The sequence below is a fragment of the Mesotoga sp. BH458_6_3_2_1 genome (assembly GCF_003664995.1).
Lineage (GTDB): Bacteria > Thermotogota > Thermotogae > Petrotogales > Kosmotogaceae > Mesotoga.
In genome coordinates this window covers 54,855-72,185 of the sequence record NZ_JFHL01000007.1, presented here as the reverse complement: position 1 = coordinate 72,185, position 17,331 = coordinate 54,855, and the positions used below count along the sequence as shown (strand labels likewise).

17 protein-coding genes are annotated in these 17,331 nt (G+C 41.2%); 11 read left to right on the top strand and 6 right to left on the bottom strand.

Translation table 11 applies throughout. The features are described from left to right. Positions 1–12: 12 nt before the first annotated feature. The 11 genes from Y697_RS05470 (at position 13) to wzy (ending at position 11,651) form a co-directional block, all read left to right on the top strand. Positions 13–843: an NAD(P)-dependent oxidoreductase gene (locus tag Y697_RS05470; RefSeq protein WP_121550670.1), complete on the top strand. Its 831-nt coding sequence runs from the start codon at positions 13–15 to the stop codon at positions 841–843. Between the two features lie 123 nt (positions 844–966). Continuing rightward, positions 967–1,131, top strand: coding sequence for a sugar transferase (locus tag Y697_RS05465; protein WP_259462332.1), 165 nt, complete (start codon positions 967–969; stop codon positions 1,129–1,131). Next, a complete protein-coding gene (locus Y697_RS05460; RefSeq protein ID WP_121550668.1) occupies positions 1,128–2,393 on the top strand; it encodes a glycosyltransferase family 4 protein in 1,266 nt (421 codons plus the stop codon). Before Y697_RS05465 ends, Y697_RS05460 begins: the two co-directional genes overlap by 4 nt. 1 nt (position 2,394) lies before the next feature. Next, on the top strand, positions 2,395–3,705 hold the full coding sequence (locus tag Y697_RS05455) for a nucleotide sugar dehydrogenase (RefSeq protein WP_121550667.1): 1,311 nt from the start codon (positions 2,395–2,397) through the stop codon (positions 3,703–3,705). Next, positions 3,705–4,661, top strand: a complete 957-nt coding sequence (locus tag Y697_RS05450) for an SDR family oxidoreductase (protein WP_121550666.1) — start codon at positions 3,705–3,707, stop codon at positions 4,659–4,661. The genes Y697_RS05455 and Y697_RS05450 overlap by 1 nt, the downstream gene beginning before the upstream one ends. A 314-nt stretch (positions 4,662–4,975) precedes the next feature. Beyond that, the gene (locus Y697_RS05445; protein ID WP_183083722.1) at positions 4,976–5,380 is read left to right on the top strand and encodes a DapH/DapD/GlmU-related protein; all 405 of its coding nucleotides are present in this window, start codon (positions 4,976–4,978) and stop codon (positions 5,378–5,380) included. Continuing rightward, positions 5,380–6,546 (top strand): glycosyltransferase family 4 protein, encoded by a 1,167-nt coding sequence (locus Y697_RS05440; RefSeq protein ID WP_121550664.1) that lies wholly within the window; start codon positions 5,380–5,382, stop codon positions 6,544–6,546. Before Y697_RS05445 ends, Y697_RS05440 begins: the two co-directional genes overlap by 1 nt. A gap of 76 nt (positions 6,547–6,622) precedes the next feature. After that, complete coding sequence (locus Y697_RS05435; RefSeq protein WP_121550663.1) at positions 6,623–7,933, top strand: UDP-glucose/GDP-mannose dehydrogenase family protein; 1,311 nt, start codon at positions 6,623–6,625, stop codon at positions 7,931–7,933. After that, positions 7,930–8,883 (top strand): NAD-dependent epimerase/dehydratase family protein, encoded by a 954-nt coding sequence (locus tag Y697_RS05430; RefSeq protein ID WP_121550662.1) that lies wholly within the window; start codon positions 7,930–7,932, stop codon positions 8,881–8,883. The genes Y697_RS05435 and Y697_RS05430 overlap by 4 nt, the downstream gene beginning before the upstream one ends. Before the next feature lie 176 nt (positions 8,884–9,059). Continuing rightward, positions 9,060–10,169, top strand: a complete 1,110-nt coding sequence (locus tag Y697_RS05425) for a glycosyltransferase family 1 protein (protein ID WP_121550661.1) — start codon at positions 9,060–9,062, stop codon at positions 10,167–10,169. A 21-nt stretch (positions 10,170–10,190) separates the two neighbouring features. Beyond that, positions 10,191–11,651: an O-antigen polysaccharide polymerase Wzy gene (gene wzy, locus Y697_RS05420; RefSeq protein ID WP_121550660.1), complete on the top strand. Its 1,461-nt coding sequence runs from the start codon at positions 10,191–10,193 to the stop codon at positions 11,649–11,651. On the opposite strand, the gene Y697_RS05415 is transcribed toward wzy, so the two are convergent. The 6 genes from Y697_RS05415 to Y697_RS05390 form a co-directional block, all read right to left on the bottom strand. Continuing rightward, on the bottom strand, positions 11,644–12,624 hold the full coding sequence (locus Y697_RS05415; protein WP_121550659.1) for a glycosyltransferase family 2 protein: 981 nt from the start codon (positions 12,622–12,624) through the stop codon (positions 11,644–11,646). The two genes, wzy and Y697_RS05415, sit on opposite strands and share 8 nt — an antisense overlap. After that, positions 12,614–13,750, bottom strand: coding sequence for a DegT/DnrJ/EryC1/StrS aminotransferase family protein (locus tag Y697_RS05410; protein ID WP_259462331.1), 1,137 nt, complete (start codon positions 13,748–13,750; stop codon positions 12,614–12,616). The genes Y697_RS05415 and Y697_RS05410 overlap by 11 nt, the downstream gene beginning before the upstream one ends. Position 13,751: 1 nt before the next feature. Further along, a complete protein-coding gene (locus Y697_RS05405) occupies positions 13,752–14,492 on the bottom strand; it encodes a dTDP-4-amino-4,6-dideoxyglucose formyltransferase (RefSeq protein WP_121550658.1) in 741 nt (246 codons plus the stop codon). Next, the gene (gene rfbA / locus Y697_RS05400; protein WP_121550657.1) at positions 14,485–15,357 is read right to left on the bottom strand and encodes a glucose-1-phosphate thymidylyltransferase RfbA; all 873 of its coding nucleotides are present in this window, start codon (positions 15,355–15,357) and stop codon (positions 14,485–14,487) included. Before rfbA ends, Y697_RS05405 begins: the two co-directional genes overlap by 8 nt. Positions 15,358–15,381: 24 nt before the next feature. Next, positions 15,382–16,506 (bottom strand): dTDP-glucose 4,6-dehydratase, encoded by a 1,125-nt coding sequence (gene rfbB, locus Y697_RS05395; protein ID WP_121550656.1) that lies wholly within the window; start codon positions 16,504–16,506, stop codon positions 15,382–15,384. 534 nt (positions 16,507–17,040) lie between these two features. Then, complete coding sequence (locus tag Y697_RS05390; RefSeq protein WP_121550655.1) at positions 17,041–17,283, bottom strand: hypothetical protein; 243 nt, start codon at positions 17,281–17,283, stop codon at positions 17,041–17,043. Positions 17,284–17,331: the final 48 nt, after the last annotated feature.

Sequence of the window (17,331 nt, the reverse complement as noted above, 5' to 3'; positions counted from 1 at the left end):
AGGATGTTTTGAATGAAGGTAGTTATCACCGGTTCTGAGGGAATGGTTGGAGGAAGATTGCAGAAAGCTTTAGAAGCCAAAGGCTTCGAGCTAGTCTGCACAAACTTCGATCTTGCAGAACCTGAGTATCCCGACCTGAAACTAGATGAAGAATACTTCATAATACACGTTGCTGGCGAAAAAACAAACAACCCGGCTGCATTATCAAGAAACAACGTGCTTGCAACGAACTGTGTAATAGACAATCTCTGCAGGCATGAACGATGCAAAGGACTGATATACTTCTCCAGCATTGCGGTCTTTGGCATTCAAGACGAAGTGATAACCGAAGAAAGCGAAAAGAAGCCGGATAATTTCTACGGCTTCTCGAAGCTGATCTGTGAAAATTTGATTCAAGCAAAATTGAAAGACAGAACAACAGTGATAATAAGACCGACAAACATCATAGCTCCAAATACAAACACACTCGTAGGCCAGATAGTTCATTCGATACTCACCGGAGAAACCTTCGAAGCCTGGGAATCGAGTCTTGTAACGAAACGCGATTACATCTGGATAGATGATGTCGTGGATGGAGTTGTGAAACTCGTAGAAATGATGCAAGCCGATAGTCTGACTGGCAATACCGAGATCAACTTCTGCATGGGTAAATCGTTCAGTTTGAAGGAAATCATAGACGCGGCAGAAAAGATAACTGGAATAAATCTCAGACTTATAATAACTGACTCAAAGGCTTTCAGGGGAAGAGATTTGAATGTAAGGCCCACCAAAATGGAAAGAATCATAGGAAGAAGGCCTAGGACTCTTGAACAATCTGTCGGGTTTATCGTAAGTAACTCCTAATACAAATCAAAAGAGAGGAAGACATGATAGGAATCATCGGCGGTTCTGGATTCATCGGTACCAGACTTGTAGATAGAATGCTAAGGGCAAGAAAATAAGTACGAATGATTGTGAAAACCAATAGTGAGACTTAGCAAGACGGATAATCAGAACAAAGGAACATCAGAAGAGCAAGAGAAGAAGGTTAGCTATGATCTATACTATATCAAGAATCAATCAACTATGCTAGACCTGCAAATAATCCTGAAAACATTCGAGACAGTTGTATTCAGAAAGGGTGCGAAATGACCAGAGAAGAATCAAGTGGTTTAATAAAAATAGCGGACATATTTAGTAGTGATTGGACTGTGTACCACCAAGGTTTATCGCGGCTAAAAGCTATTAACGGCTTTGATAATATAAGAAACTGGGTGATTACATCACCGGGTCCTTTTTGTAAGAAGCTTTCTGAATCAGGGATTGAGTTGAAAATGGTAAATATGAACCACGAATCCGTGACTCCTCTGAATGACTATCTTGCGGTTAGAAATCTTCGAGATGTTCTTTCTGAAGAATTACCGGATATTGTACACACGCATAATTCAAAAGGTGGGGCAATTGGAAGAATTGCTTCTAAGAAAGCAAGAGTTCCCTTTGTAGTTCATCAAGTTCACGGTTTTTATTACAAAAGATTTACTGGGCTAAAGAGAACTATTTATGACTATTATGAGAGGTTTCTTGCCAACTATTGTGATTTGATTCTTCTCCAGAATCAAGAAGATTTGCAGTCCTGTATCAAGAGAGGATTGAACAAGAAAGCGAGGCTTCTTTACATAGGAAACGGGATAGACCTGAGTGAGTTTTCAGAAACGAGCTCAAAAAGAGAATCACCAAAGACCTATGGTAAGATCAGACTGATATATATAGGCCGAATGGATCGAAACAAGAATCATAAAATGCTTTTTGATGCGCTTAGTTCACTTAAGGGCGAAATCGATTTTTCGTTAGACTTAATCGGAGATGGGCCACTTTTGAAACAAAATACTGATTACGTGAACTCTATCGGTATCTCTGACAGAGTAAAGTTTCATGATTGGATTGACAAGAAGAAAATCCCCGCTTTTCTATCGGAAGCGCATGTGAACATCCTTACTTCTAAGCAGGAAGGGATGCCCAGAGCTGCTATGGAGGCTGCAAGTATGGGAGTTCCAACCATCGGAACGAATGTTGTTGGCACCAGAGATGTCGTTATTGAAGGAAAGACAGGTTTTCTGGTTCCTCTCAGTGATTATAAGGGGTTAGCTTTGCAAATTTCTAATCTATATAATGATGTTGATTTGTGGGAAAGAACAAGTAAATCGTGTTATGAATATGCTTTATCAAATTTCGATGAAAGAATCATTATAAAAAGACTAGTGAAAATCTATCGTTCAATTAAGAATGGAACAATAAACGAGTTGGTTTCCAAATTAGATGGTGGTACTGACTGGAATTCAATCTCCTTAGATGAAATTGATATCTCGGATGATAAAAAGAGAATTGTCAGTGAAAGCAGAATTGAGAGGAGATAAGATGAGCCTGTACGAAAAAATAGTAAATCGCGATGAAAAAATATCCATAGTCGGTCTCGGCTACGTTGGCCTTCCTTTGGCAATTTCCTTTGCCAGGGTAGCGGATGTTGTCGGTTTCGATATCTCCAAAGAAAAAGTCGAGAAATACCATGCAGGCATCGACGTAACTAAAGAAGTCGGAGACCAGGCTATCAAAGAAACGACAGCCTTTTTCACCTGGGAAGAGAAGTATCTCAAGGAATGCAAGTTCCATATAGTTGCCGTTCCAACACCGATCAACTCAGATAAGACACCGGATCTCAGACCTGTTATCGGGGCGAGCAAGACGGTTGGAAGAAACCTGACAGAAGGTTCTATCGTTGTGTATGAATCAACGGTTTATCCCGGAGTCACGGAGGAGGTCTGCGTTCCTCTACTTGAACAGGAATCTGGCTTGAAGTGTGGAGTGGATTTCAAAGTCGGTTATTCACCGGAGAGAATTAACCCAGGAGATAAGGTCCACAGACTTGAAACAATAGTTAAAATTGTTTCCGGTATGGACGAAGAATCTCTCGAGGAGATCGCAAGAGTCTATGAAATGGTTGTCAAAGCCGGCGTCTATAGAGCCGAGAGTATAAAGGTTGCCGAGGCTGCAAAAGTCATCGAAAACTCCCAGAGAGATATCAACATAGCTTTTATGAACGAACTGTCCATAATATTCGATAAAATGGGAATAGATACAAAGGCTGTTCTGAAGGCGGCGGGTACTAAATGGAACTTCCTTAATTTCACACCTGGACTCGTTGGCGGCCACTGTATAGGAGTAGATCCTTATTACCTGACATACCGTGCTGAACAGACTGGCTATCACTCTCAGATAATACTGGCGGGAAGAAAGATAAACGACGACATGGGCAAATATGTAGCCGAGAACACTGTAAAGAAGATGATAAAAGCAGACAAGCAAATAAAAGGCTCTAAAGTCGGTATCTTCGGAGTCACTTTCAAAGAGAACTGCCCCGACACAAGAAACACGAAAGTCGTGGATATCATCAGAGAGTTCGAAGAGTACGGAATAGAAGTACAGATAGTAGATCCTGTGGCCGATAAAGAAGAACTTTGGCATGAGTACGGCCTGAAGTTGAGCGAAATGGAAGACATAAAGAATATGGATGCTCTTGTATTCGCAGTCTCTCACGACGAGTTCAAACCGTTGACGCTTGAATACTTGAAGTATCTATACAATAACAACAAGCACGTCCTTATAGATGTCAAGGGCCTTTTCGATAGAAATGAGGCCGAAGAGATGAATTTCATATACTGGAGACTATAATGGTGGAAAACAACAGCGAAAAGAAGACTACCTATCTGGTTACCGGAGCGGCCGGTTTCATAGGCTCGCATCTGGTTGAAAGGCTCCTGAAAGACGGGGAAAAGGTCAGAGCCGTAGACAATCTATCAACGGGCAGATTCAAGAACATAGAGCCTTTCATAGACAGGATAGAGTTCATCCTGGGAGATCTCTCCGATTACAGGATTGCAGAGCAGGTGTTAGATGGAGTTGACTATGTTCTCCATCAGGCGGCTGTGCCATCGGTTCCGCGATCCGTGAAAGACCCGATAAGAACAAACAACAGCATAGTATCAGCTACTCTCAATCTCTTTGAAGTCAGCAGAAAGGCTGGAGTGAAACGAATAGTCCAGGCCTCTTCCTCTTCCGTCTATGGCGATTCCCCGTCTTTGCCAAAAGTTGAGACCATGCCAGCCAATCCAAAATCACCTTACGCAGTAGCAAAATACGCGCAGGAGACTTATGGCAGAGTCTTCTCTCAGCTTTATGGGATGAGCATAGTCTCCCTCAGATACTTCAACGTGTTCGGCCCAAGACAGGATCCTTACTCTGAATATTCCGCCGTTATACCGAAGTTCATTTCACTCATGCTTCAGGGGAAGAGTCCGACGATATATGGAGACGGAGAAACAACCAGAGACTTTACATATATTGACAATGTAGTGAACGCGAATCTGCTCGCATGCAAATCGACAAAGGCCGTGGATGGAGAACACATAAACATAGCCTGCGGAAGTAGAATAAGCCTCAAAGAGCTTGTTGATACAATAGGCAATATACTTGGAAAGAAAATAGAACCGAAGTTTGCCCCAGAAAGACTGGGAGATGTGAAACACTCGCTTGCTGATACCAAAAAGGCGTTCGAACTCTTGTGTTACGAACCAGAGTTCGATGTAAAATACGGACTAGAGCTTTCGGTCAGAAGCATTATTGAATAGTAGCGTTCTATGCACTTCTTTTCGCTTTGTCAAGGATTGCAGTAAATTGGAGATTTCTAGAAAAGCAATTGTTCCGAACATTTCTTTGGCAGTTTCACCTTAGATATTCAGAAGCATTCCATAAGGGAGAAAGTTGTTGATGTGAAATGAGAGGCAGAGAGAAATTCGCGAAACATAGGAAGTTGATCATGATAATAACGAATCTGTTCGGGATACTACCAAAGCCATTGCGTTTGAAGCTTTGGGCTTGCTTTCGCCGTTTTCAAGGGACAAAAGGTCTTGTAATTAGATATGCTTTGCTGAAAACCCTTGCGGTGTCATGTGGTGAAAACGTCGCGATATTTTCTGATAGCTTTCTTTATTCGCCAGAAAAACTGTTCGTAGGTAGTAATGTAAGCATTCACCCAATGTGTTATATAGACGCGGCCGGGGGAATAGTTATCGGAGACGATGTGTCAATTGCTCATAGTGTAACAATTATGTCTAGCGAACACAACTTTTCCAGAAGCGACTTGAACATTAAAGATCAGGAAATTCGAAAACTTGAGACTGTCATTGAAAGCAATGTGTGGATAGGATCAAGAGCCGTTATACTAGCTGGGACAAAAGTGCATACTGGTTCAGTTGTTGGAGCAGGTGCAGTAGTGACAAAAGATGTCCCCGCTCTGTGTGTTGTTGTTGGAGTACCGGCTGAAGTGAAGAAAAGGAGAGCCTGCTAGTGAAAGTGGTTTTTGCGCATGATCACGTTTTTTTTAGACTCGGAAATAGCTACTACAGTAACGGGGGGCTTTCTGCTGAAGTTCTCAGTAGATACACAAGGATTTTTGACGAGTTAGTCCTGCTCACGAGACAGCAGACTATTAATTGTACTGGAGAAAAACTAACTGAAGCAACAATTCCGAGAACACGATTCGTTGATATACCAAATTTCAAAAGCATCCGCACCTTTTCTTTGAAAAGAGAGGCAAGTAAAAGGGTGATGCGGGAAATTGATAAATGCGACTTTGTTATTGCAAGACTTCCTAGTTCAATTGGTAATATTGCACTGAAGCATGCAATCAAGGTTAGAAAACCATTCTTAGTTGAACTTGTTGGATGTCCCTGGGATGCTCTGTGGCACTACGGTTCGTTGTTAGGAAAGTTGCTTGCTCCTTTCGCCTATTCAAAAACGAAGAAATTAGTCAGAAATTCCAAGTTTGTGATCTATGTAAGCAATGAGTTTTTGCAACGAAGGTATCCAACGAAAGGTAGATCCATAGGGTGTTCTAATGTTAGTATTCCGGAGCCGGACGAAAAGGTTTTGCAGAATCGATTGGAGAAGCTCCATTCTAGAGACAAGCGGGATTCGCTAATTCTTGGAACCGCGGCAGCTGTCGAAGTCAAATACAAAGGCCAACAATACGTGATAAGAGCACTTGCAAAGCTTACTGAGCTTGGCTACAATATGGAATACCATTTGGCTGGCAGTGGTTCAAGAGAGTTTCTGTCATCAGTTGCAAAGAAATTCGGCGTAATGGACAAAGTGAAATTCGTGGGGTCTGTACCTCGTGAAAAAATCTTAGACTATTTTGACTCAATTGATATATATATACAGCCTAGTAAACAGGAGGGGCTACCGAGAGCTTTGATAGAAGCTATGAGTAGGGGCTGCCCTGCTATTGGATCATTGACAGGTGGGATTCCTGAATTACTAGATAGCGAATTCATATTTCGTAATGGTTCAGTAAGTGACATTGTTAGGAAAATCAGGAGCTTTGATATGGGTAATATGGAACAACAGGCTAAGATAAACTTTGAGAAGGCAAAGGAATACCACAGGGACGTTCTGGAAAAGAGAAGAGAGTCTTTTCTAACAGAATTCAAGAGAAGCATTGAAGAATTTTAGTTAGATTGACAATTACTCGTTGTTGCTAATTATCTGTTTGAACAGTTTGAGTTAAGAAAGTGAAGGTGATGACAGAGTGTCAAAACAAATCTCAGTAATCGGCACAGGTTACGTAGGCCTTGTAACAGGAACTGGCCTTGCAGATTTTGGCAACAAGGTTACTTGTGTTGACGTAGATAAAACAAAGATAGATATGCTTAACCATGGCCAGATTCCTATATATGAACCTGGATTGAAAGAACTCGTGGACAAAAACGTTCGTGAAAGAAGACTGTCGTTTACATCTGAAATAGATACGTCGATCAAAGAAGCGGAAGTTGTTTTCATAGGCGTCGGTACTCCTTCTAAGGAGAACGGTGAAGCGGATCTTTCTTACGTTGAAGCAGTTGTTGAATCGATTGCCAAGAATCTAGATGGATACAAAGTGATAGTCACCAAGAGCACCGTCCCTGTGGGAACCAATAGATGGATCAAGCAGGCAATAATTGAGAAATCCGGAAAAGATACATTTGATATAGTTTCCAACCCTGAATTTCTTAGAGAAGGCAGTGCAGTTCACGATGTGTTTCATCCAGATAGAGTGGTGATAGGTTACGAATCTGAAAGGGCAAAAGAGATCATCCAGGACATATACAAAGCCCTCTACATAATAGAAACGCCTTTCCTCTTCTGCAATCTCGAAACGGCCGAACTGATAAAATACGCAAGCAACGCATTTCTTGCAACGAAAATCACATTCATAAATCAGATTGCTAATTTCTGTGAAGCCGTTGGAGCAGATGTACACAAAGTAGCCAAAGGAATGGGAATGGACGGAAGGATAAGCCCGAAGTTTCTCCATCCTGGGCCTGGATATGGTGGAAGCTGCTTTCCCAAAGACACAAAGGCACTTGTCGATATCGGAAACAAATACAATGTGGATATGTCACTTGTGAAAGAAGTAGTATCTTCAAATGAGAGACAGAAGAAGAGAATGGTAGAGAAACTTGAGAGACTTGTCGGCGGAGACCTTAGGGGAAAGAAGATAGGTATCCTGGGGCTTGCGTTCAAAGCAGAGACAGATGATATGAGAGAATCTCCTTCTGTTGTAGTCATTTACGAGCTGCTCAAGAGAGGAGCTAAGGTAATAGCTCACGATCCTCAGGCGATAGAGAATGCAAAGGTAATCTTCGGAGATAGAATAGAATACGCAGATAGCGAATACAAAGTGATGAGCAGCAGCGATGCAATAATGATACTCACAGAATGGAACCAGTATAGAGGTCTAGACCTCGAGATGGCGAAGAAGCTAATGAAAGGAAACATCATTCTAGATACGAGAAACCTCATTGAACTCCAAAGAGCAAAAGAACTTGGCATCATCTGCGAAGGGGTTGGAAGAAAGTGAATAAGGTTCTTGTGACTGGTGGTTCAGGTTTCATAGGCTCCCATCTTTGCGAAAGACTACTCAAGGAAGGATATTTCGTTATAAACCTGGATAACTTTAACAACTACTACGACCCGAGGATAAAGTGGAGAAATATCCAGGAAGCTCTTAAGAATCAGAATTATGCTCTTTATGTAGGGGATATTAGAGACACCAAAGTACTTGATCAAATATCAGAGGAGCAAGAAAAGATAGATGAAGTGGTTCATCTCGCTGCCATGGCTGGAGTCAGAAACTCGCTCAAAGACCCGGTCGAGTATGTGAGTGTTGACATAGGCGGGACAGTCAATATGCTTGAATTTGCCAGAAGAAATGAAGTTGAGAAGTTCGTCTTTGCCAGTTCATCTTCAGTATATGGCAAGAACTCAAAAGTCCCGTTCTCCGAAGATGATCCCCTCGAAGGCCAGGTATCGCCCTATGCGACAGCCAAAAGAGCAGGAGAATTATACTGTCAAACATACAGCGAGATATATAACATCCCAATAGTTGCACTGAGGTTCTTCACAGTATATGGCCCGAGGCAAAGACCGGAAATGGCCATCCATCTATTTACCAGACTGATAATGGAAGGAAAACCGATTCCTGTATTCGGAGATGGGTCGACGGCAAGAGACTATACGTACATAGATGACATCATTGAAGGGGTCTATAAAGCAATGCTCTATGACAAAACAAGCTTCGAAATCTTCAATCTCGGCAACAGCAAGACAGTAAAGCTTTCTGAGCTCATAAGAATCATAGAAAAGGCTGTCAGAAAGGAAGCCATAGTCGACAGAAAACCAACGCAACTTGGGGATGTTGAAATAACGATTGCAGATATTGGGAAGGGAAACGCTCTTTTATCTTACAGACCAAGAACGAAAATACACAAAGGGGTTTCGTTTTTCTCTGAATGGTTTGACTCTTTCTGACGATTTGGTGTTAGTGATGTCTCACGAAGCTTTTGTATGTTGTATGCAATGGTTGTGTAGGGTACTGACCATCTTTCTAGTCACGTATGTATTGGAAAGCTCCAGCTGGAAAGAGAAGTTTCCCTGCTAACGTGTGATTTCTTAACCTACGAATTATTGCTTAGGGAGGTGCCACTTTGATTAGAGTTCTTCATGTTTTGAAGGGGATGAATCGGGGCGGTATAGAGAACTTCCTTATGAATGTATATCGTTCAATTGATAGAAATGCGGTTCAGTTTGACTTCCTAGTTCATCAAGTCGAGAAAGGCGTTTTTGATGAAGAGATAGTTTTGCTTGGTGGAAAGATTTTTAGAGTGCCTGGCCGAAGAGAAGGCGTTCTAAAGAACAAGAAGAATCTGCATAATTTTTTCTTTGAGCATAGGGAGTATGGAGTGGTCCATCAACATGTAAGTTCGCTTTCTTACATAGAACCACTTAAACTTGCAGAAAAAAACCAAGTAAAAACAAGGATTTTGCATTGTCATAGTACTATGCAAGGAGGTTCTTTTGTGCACAGATATTTGCATAGTCATAACAAAGAGGTATTTCTGAAATATGTAACACACACTTTTACTTGCTCTCACGATGCGGCAAGATGGGTCTTCGGAGAACAGAGAGTTCTTGAAGCCGCTTACAAAGTTCTAAGATATGGGATAGAAACCAGCAAATTTACGTTTAGTTCAGAAGCTCGTTACAATATCCGCAAGTCTTTGGGCATTGAAAAAAATCTCGTGATTGGTCATCTTGGTCGATTCACTTATCCAAAGAACCATTTGTACCTAATCGAAGTTTTCCAGTTGATTCATAAAAGACGCGAAGATGCTGTTCTCCTATTAATTGGAGATGGTGAATTGCGTAAGGAAATCGAGCGAAGAGTTGTAGAACTTGGACTCAAGCGTAATGTTATATTTGCTGGAAGCGTTCCAGATCCTGCTCCTTACCTGTCATCAATGGACGTATTTGTTTTTCCTTCACATTACGAAGGGTTTCCTATAAGTATGATTGAGGCCCAGGCATCAGGTCTCCCTTGTGTAGTATCAAACGAAGTTACTTCGGAAGCCAGAATTACTGAGAACGTCTATTATCTTAGTCTAGATAGTCCTACTCAAGTGTGGTGTGACCTAATAGAGAAGGTTTCATCAGTTATAGAAAGGAGAAGTGCCTATGCTCGATTTGTAAAGGAGGCAGGATTTGACGTTCAGCATACGTCTAAGTGGTTGGAAGAATTCTATTTGCACGAATCATAGACTGGTGAAGAGGTGAACATTATGCTGCCTTCTATTAGAATAAACAAGAATCTGTCTTTTGTGCTGTGCATGTTTAGTGGTTTATTGTGTGGCCTCTTTTTACTGTCAATACTGCAAATGTCTCTAGACAGTTGGTTGAAGGCATTTTCGATTTTGACACTAGGTATGCTGGCATTCCAAATAATTGTGATGAAGTTAAGAGGCATGCGACTAATAAGTTTGAGTTTTGCTTTCGTAGTCTTGAGCTATGTTTTTCATTTTGGTCAGATTGTTTTCGTCGGCCTTCTGCCTGAATATGACTTTCAAGCTTTCAATATTGTTTTACGCCTCGATCAAGAATACTTAAAGCTAGCATCTACATTTTCTTTGTTGGTTATTAGTCTTGTTGTAGCTGGTCTTGTTCTAGTTGACAGATCTCCTGTAAGACATCTTTCAACATCTAAAGGCTCTTACAATACTGAGCTCTGCAAATCGGTTGGATGGGTCATGGTGATTACCACGTTCCCAGTGCAGGTTTATCTGGATATTTTGAAAGCCTCATTAGGATTAGAATTTGGGTATCTCGCAACATTTAAGACTGGTTTACCTGGGATAGTGGGAGATCTAGGGTTCTTATCGTATACAGGTTGGGCACTATTAATACTGAGTTACAGTGCAAAGAAGAAGACATCTCTTCTGATATTTGCTTTTGTTACGACTTACCTCTTGTTCACGATGATCTCTGGTCATAGAGGTCATCAGCTTACAGTAATAATATTCCTGTTTTTGTTAATTAGTAAATCGACTTTGAAGTTATCCTGGAAGAGGCTATTTCTGCTTGCGTTAGTTGGGTTTTCCCTTGTTTCTATCGTGAATGCCATGTTCTATTTTAGACAGCTAGACGAAAAAAATGTATTTCAATTCCTTCCGTTGCTATTTCAGCAAATCCAACTTGATCCTATAAGTGAGCTTATAGCAGAGATGGGAGGAACAATCAAAACTCCGACACTTGTGATTCAACAGATACCTAGTTATAGGGGATATGGATATGGATCAACGTACTTTTTGAGTTCAATTTCGGTAATTCCTAATGTAGGGGATTTGTTCTCCGAGATCAATATGTCTGCAAGCTTTGCCAAGAATATTGTTGGGAATGCTTTAGGAGGATCATACATTGGTGAGCTTTATTATAATTTCTCTTTTTTTGGGATTCCCTTTGCATTGCTTGTAGGTTTATTTGTCGGCGCTGTATCCAACAAACTAGATTCTCTTATTAGTAGCGGGAATTTCCTTGCTGTTGGTTATTACTCGTCCTTGTCGATGTACATTCTATGGTGGCCGCGAGATTCTTTTCAGTCGATCTTGCGACCATGGGTTTGGGGAGCGATGATAGTGTTCTTACTAAAGCTGATAATACAACAACTACAAGGTGGTGCAAGAAACCACTTGGCGAAAGACACACACCCCTTACAGTTTGCTGGCAGAGAAGATCAAATCAACTAAAACCTCTCAGTAATCTTGCCCACTGGCTTTTCAGTTTTCTTACGCATCTTACCATTAGGGGAAACTTAAGTTTCAGCCTTGATTTCCATATGAAAAACTTGCCCAAAGTTCCTACATAGTCTCTATATCTATCTTCACGGAGAATATGGAATTGCCTCATAGTCAAATAGAGATCAAATTCATGCTTCAGTTTTATCGTATCAACGCTGCGTGTATATTTGTAGCAAGTGTAATTGTCAAATAACTTAAGCATTTTGATCATTGCAAGGTTGAGATCTGCCCTTTTTTTTCTGGAACTGTTGATACTGAATGTCCAAGAGCCTGTGGCTCCTGTTCTGTAAGCCGACATGATATCAGGAGAATAATACACGTTTCCCTGAATAGCTAGATTTAGAAGCAATGCTGCGTCCCCAACAGGAGATATCCTGTAAAACTCAGGAGGATTATCCATGAACTCTTTCCTGTAGAGTATCGAATTCGTTCCCACAAAGCCCCCTCCAGCAGCAACTACGTCCTCTGTTGGCACGATGCAATCTTCAGGGTAGGGCATTATTGGTTTCTTGAGGTCTCTTCCTTCGACGTTGACTCGTGACACTGCATGGCAACACATACTAAAATCAGGGTGGCTTTCCATGAAATCAACCTGTTTTTGGAGTTTAAGTGGATCGATCCAATAGTCGTCCCCTTCTAATATTGCTACATATTTGCCAATGCAAGCCTTCCTAACTGATTCTGAGTTTGCCTTGGCACCTACGTTATTCTCATGAAGTATTGGTTTTATTATTTCTGGATACCTATTTGCATAGTCAACAACAATCTCGCGGGTTCTATCAGTTGAACAGTCTTCGCCAATAACGATTTCGTAGTTGAAATCTGTTTTTTGCATCAATGCGCTTTCTATAGCTTGAGCAATGTATTTCTCGTGGTTATAGGTGATCATAAAGACACTTACCAGAGGTTTATCACTGTTCATTAATGCACCTCAACATCTCGCAAATAGTCTTAACGTCTTCTTTTGCTAATCCCCCATAAAAGGGCATAGATAGCACTCCGTTGCCAATTTTGTTTGCTACGGGCAAATTATTTCGGTCTGCCGAAGGCAGATGCTTGTAGCATTCGAAATTGCTGCAGAGGGGATGGAAATATTTCCTGACATAAACGTTGTATTTCTTGAGTTCTTCGTAAACGTAGTCTCGGGATCGGCCGAATTCCTCTTCATCTATTCTGATGGCAAAATACTGATAACTGCTCCTCACACCCGGTAGATCTGGCATGAGTTTGATGCCAGGGATATCTTTCAGGTTTTCGATATAAGTCTGTTTTATAATAGCTCTCTTCTGTCTTTCCTCTTCTATATGTTCTAGAACGGCCAATCCCATAGCCGCCTGAAGTTCGTTCATCTTTCCGTTTATTCCGACTTCAATCACTTCTTCTTCATTCTTGATTCCGAAGTTCTTGAGGAGGTCTATTTTCTTCTTCATTTCTTCATTCTTGCAAGCTAGAGCCCCACCCTCGGCCGAGTTAAAGAGTTTAGTGGCGTGAAAGCTATACATAGTTATGTCGCCAAAGTTGCCTGTTCCTGTTCCGTTTATCTCAGTTCCAAAGGCATGAGCTGCATCATATATGATCTTAAGATTATATCTATTCGCAATTTCTCCAATAGCTTCAACATTACATGGAGTTCCAAAGACATGTACTGGCATTATCGCACTTGTTCTAGGGGTGATTGCTTCTTCAATTCTGTTTGGATCGATACACATGGTAACTGGGTCTATGTCTACAAACACAGGCTCCAGCCCCATCCAGGATATCGAATGAGCGGTAGCCGCAAAAGTAAAAGGAGTTGTTATAACCTCTCCTGTCAATTTCAGAGCTTTTATAGCCACCAGAAGAGCTATTGTGCCATTGTTGAAGAGAGAAAGGTGAGGCACTTTAAGATAGTCTCTCAACTTATTTTCAAGCTCTTTGTGTTTAGCCCCATTGTTTGCAAGCCACTGAGCATCCCAAACATCTCGCAGAGACTTGCAAAGCTCTTCCAGTGGTGGAAGAAGGGGACGGGTTACAAATATTGGTTCAGGAAACGTGCTAATCTCTTTCAAGTCAATCATCTCCAAGACAAGGCTCAATAAGTATTCTAACGAATATTTTCGTTCCACTTTCATCATAAAAATATGCATTTCTATAATCGTCATGAGTTAAGGCTCTTAGCCTATCAATTACCTCACTATATGATGCAACCTCTGAAGGATTTATCTTACAAAGTCTTTTGAAGTCTTTAAAAGAGTTAATATTGCCTTCTTCCTCAGGATATGTCAGCTCGTAAGTTCCATTTAGAATATCTTCAAGGTTTTCTTCTATCAATTGAATTTCTGTTCTAAGGATTCTTCTGTAAACATCGCCAGATGTTTCCCAGCTTTCAATAGGTACCTCTTCTCTCACGATTATTGGACCGTGATCGAGCTCTTCATCCATTTCATGGACTGTAACTCCAACTTTTTTCTTGTTTATTATACTGAATACCTGAGGGAAAAAACCTCTATTATATGGATTAAAACCCGGATGGATGTTTATGCAACGAACAGCAGTTACTAGCTTACTTGGGAAGATTTGTTTGCAATGAAGCGAAATCAATAGTTTGTATTCTATGATGATCTCTTCCAGGGATTCAATAACACTAATTCCGCTAAATTCAGTACTATCTCTGTACTTATCGAGGAATTTCCTATTCTTGTGTGAGTATCGAAAGTCAAATCTGTATTGCTGCAAGTGCTTGTTTTCAACAATCTTTGTAAACTCGTCGTATAAATACTCATTGTCAGTTAGAACTAGTACTCTATCCATTGTCCTCACCAAGACTTTTCAAGTAATGGGCGTACTCGGTTTTTCCCATAGACTCACTGATTTCTTTCAATTTCCCTTCAGTGATATACCCCTTCCTGTAAGCTATCTCTTCAATACAGGATATATAGAATCCCTGACGTTTCTGAACGGCCGCTACGAAGTTGCTCGCTTCGAGAAGGCCATCTTGAGTTCCCGTATCGAGCCAAGCCATTCCTCTTCCCATGAATTGTACCTTAAGCTGGCCCAACTTCATATATTCTTTGTTAAGGTCAGTTATTTCGAGTTCACCTCTTGCTGAAGGCTTAAGACTCTTCGCAAGCCCGCAGACTTTGCTATCGTAGAAATAAAGTCCTGGGACTGCGAGGTTTGATTTTGGCTTTTCCGGTTTCTCTTCAAGGCTGATCGCTTTGCCTTCGCCATTAACCTCAACTACGCCAAAAGAACTGGGATTCTTGACATAATAGCCGAAGACAGTTGCTCCTTCATCGAAATCGGCTGCACTTTTTAGTATTCCAGATAGGCCCTGACCGAAAAAGACATTATCTCCCAGAATAAGGCAGCATTTGTCTTTGTTTATGAACTCCTCTCCAATTATGAAGGCTTCAGAGAGTCCCCTGGGTTGTTTTTGAACTGCATATGAGAAGCTCAAGCCTATCTGCTCGCCGCTGCCAAGAAGTTTTTCGTAAAGAGGCAGATCGGTCGATGTCGAGATAATGAGTATCTCTCTTATCCCAGCAAGCATCAAGACGGAAAGGGGATAGTAGATCATGGGTTTATCGTATATAGGCAACAGTTGCTTAGATACTACTTTTGTTATCGGATGAAGTCTTGTTCCTACGCCACCGGCCAGTATTATTCCCTTCAAGTTATCCCCTCCGTTCTTATATCGTTATATTTTGTAGTTCTTGTTATAGAAATCCAAATACTCTCCAGATATAACACTCTGCATCCATTCTTTATTACTCAAATACCAATCTATGGTAATCTCTATTCCTTCGTCGAACATGAACTTTGGTTTCCATCCAAGTTCTTGAGTTATCTTAGTAGGATCTATGCCGTATCTTTTGTCGTGGCCGAGCCTGTCGGTCACGTGTTTTATGAGCGATTCGTTTATCTCGGAATCGCCAGTCTTTTTTCTAAGTATCTCGATTATTCTTTCCACAATATAGATATTCTCCCTCTCGTTATGGCCGCCAATATTGTAAATCTCTCCACTTTTTCCATCTTCAAACACCAAATCAATTGCCCTGCAGTGGTCTTCTACATACAGCCAATCTCTTATTTGTCTGCCGTCACCATAGACCGGGAGAGGTTTGTGATTGAGCGCATTATTTATCATGAGGGGTATGAGCTTTTCTGGAAACTGGTAAGGACCGTAGTTGTTCGAGCATCTAGTTATATTGACGGGCAGTCCGTAAGTATCATAGTAGGCTTTGACTATCAGATCGGCCGAAGCTTTGGATGCTGAATATGGACTGTGTGGATCAAGCGGCATCTTCTCCGTGAAGTATCCTGTGGGTCCGAGAGCTCCATAGACTTCGTCGGTGGAAATTTGGAGGAACTCGGCGGGTTTGCGGCTTGGCAGATTATCTGAATTTGATCGGCTTTTTTCTGACTCATCTTTAGTAACATCTATGCATTTCCAATCATTTCCGCTTCTCCAGTGTTTTTTTGCCGCATCGAGAAGAACTTGCGTTCCAAGAACGTTGGTCTTCAAGAAGATCTGCGGATCGTGAATCGATCTATCAACGTGAGACTCGGCCGCGAAGTTTATTACTCCATCTATGTCTTGTTCGTTGAAGATACGCTCCACAAGTTCGGGATCGCAGATATCACCTTTTACGAAGGTAAATCTCTTTCTCTCTTCTTCAGTCAATCCGGATAGATTGTCTATATTTCCAGCATAAGTCAGATTGTCCAGACCGATAATCTTTCTCTCAGAGTGTTTGCGAAGATAGTAATATACGAAGTTGCTTCCAATGAAGCCCGCACAACCAGTGACAAGAATATTCATTGATTACCCTCCGAGATGATTTCAGAACCCAGTATGACAAACATATTATAGAACATAATAGTACAAATCTTGTTAATAAGCATTGGTTTAATCATTTGAATTATACTATGTTTTTGTTTATCTCACTTTCTAGAATACTATTCTATGTAGTTCAGTATGATTTTGCTTATGCGTTATATGACAGGTCTATTGGGTGAAAACGTGCAGCAAAGACTGACCTATCCGAACAACAAAGAAGAGAGAAAGCAATTCGTTTTTGAGCAATGCAAAATGCTTCAGCCGATTCATCTCGGATGATAGAGATAAAATGATTGCTAACTGCTTTCAAAAACAAACTTCATCGCTCTCTTTTTTCAATCCATGAACTCTGCGACCCTCAACAGTCCAATGAAGCAGCGACAATACATCGTGTAAAAAAACACGGCCCCGATTCATAAACCAGGGGTCGTGTCATACATACTTCTTACTCATGAACGAAGCGGTGCTATAGACTCTCTCCTGATGATATTTCTGGTTCGCTGCTGTTGACTTCTGTCATTTCACAAGCACCTTCATCGCCGTCTTCCAGAGTCCCCTGTTGAGAAACATGACGACGAGGTCTATAAGGACATCCAGGATGAAGTCGAAGAATTCAGGATCGATCTTCCATTGTTCATCAGGAAGCGCATCCTTTATCATCTGTTTTACTTTTTCTTTCTTCTCCGGTCCGTTGCCGGGAGATTCTACGTAACTTGCGAAGATTGTGATTAGAGATAGTAACTCTTTTATCCACGACATATTATCACTCCTTTGTACGATCGTGGTAGGGGGTAAGGGGTTGCGGGT

Coding starts and splice junctions, on each gene's coding strand:
- Y697_RS05415 (WP_121550659.1), bottom strand. CDS start 12,624: ATGAACAGTGATAAACCTCTGGTAAGTGTCTTTATGATCACCTATAAC.
- Y697_RS05390 (WP_121550655.1), bottom strand. CDS start 17,283: ATGTCGTGGATAAAAGAGTTACTATCTCTAATCACAATCTTCGCAAGT.
- Y697_RS05470 (WP_121550670.1), top strand. CDS start 13: ATGAAGGTAGTTATCACCGGTTCTGAGGGAATGGTTGGAGGAAGATTG.
- Y697_RS05460 (WP_121550668.1), top strand. CDS start 1,128: ATGACCAGAGAAGAATCAAGTGGTTTAATAAAAATAGCGGACATATTT.
- Y697_RS05450 (WP_121550666.1), top strand. CDS start 3,705: ATGGTGGAAAACAACAGCGAAAAGAAGACTACCTATCTGGTTACCGGA.
- rfbB (WP_121550656.1), bottom strand. CDS start 16,506: ATGAATATTCTTGTCACTGGTTGTGCGGGCTTCATTGGAAGCAACTTC.
- Y697_RS05405 (WP_121550658.1), bottom strand. CDS start 14,492: ATGGATAGAGTACTAGTTCTAACTGACAATGAGTATTTATACGACGAG.
- Y697_RS05455 (WP_121550667.1), top strand. CDS start 2,395: ATGAGCCTGTACGAAAAAATAGTAAATCGCGATGAAAAAATATCCATA.
- wzy (WP_121550660.1), top strand. CDS start 10,191: ATGCTGCCTTCTATTAGAATAAACAAGAATCTGTCTTTTGTGCTGTGC.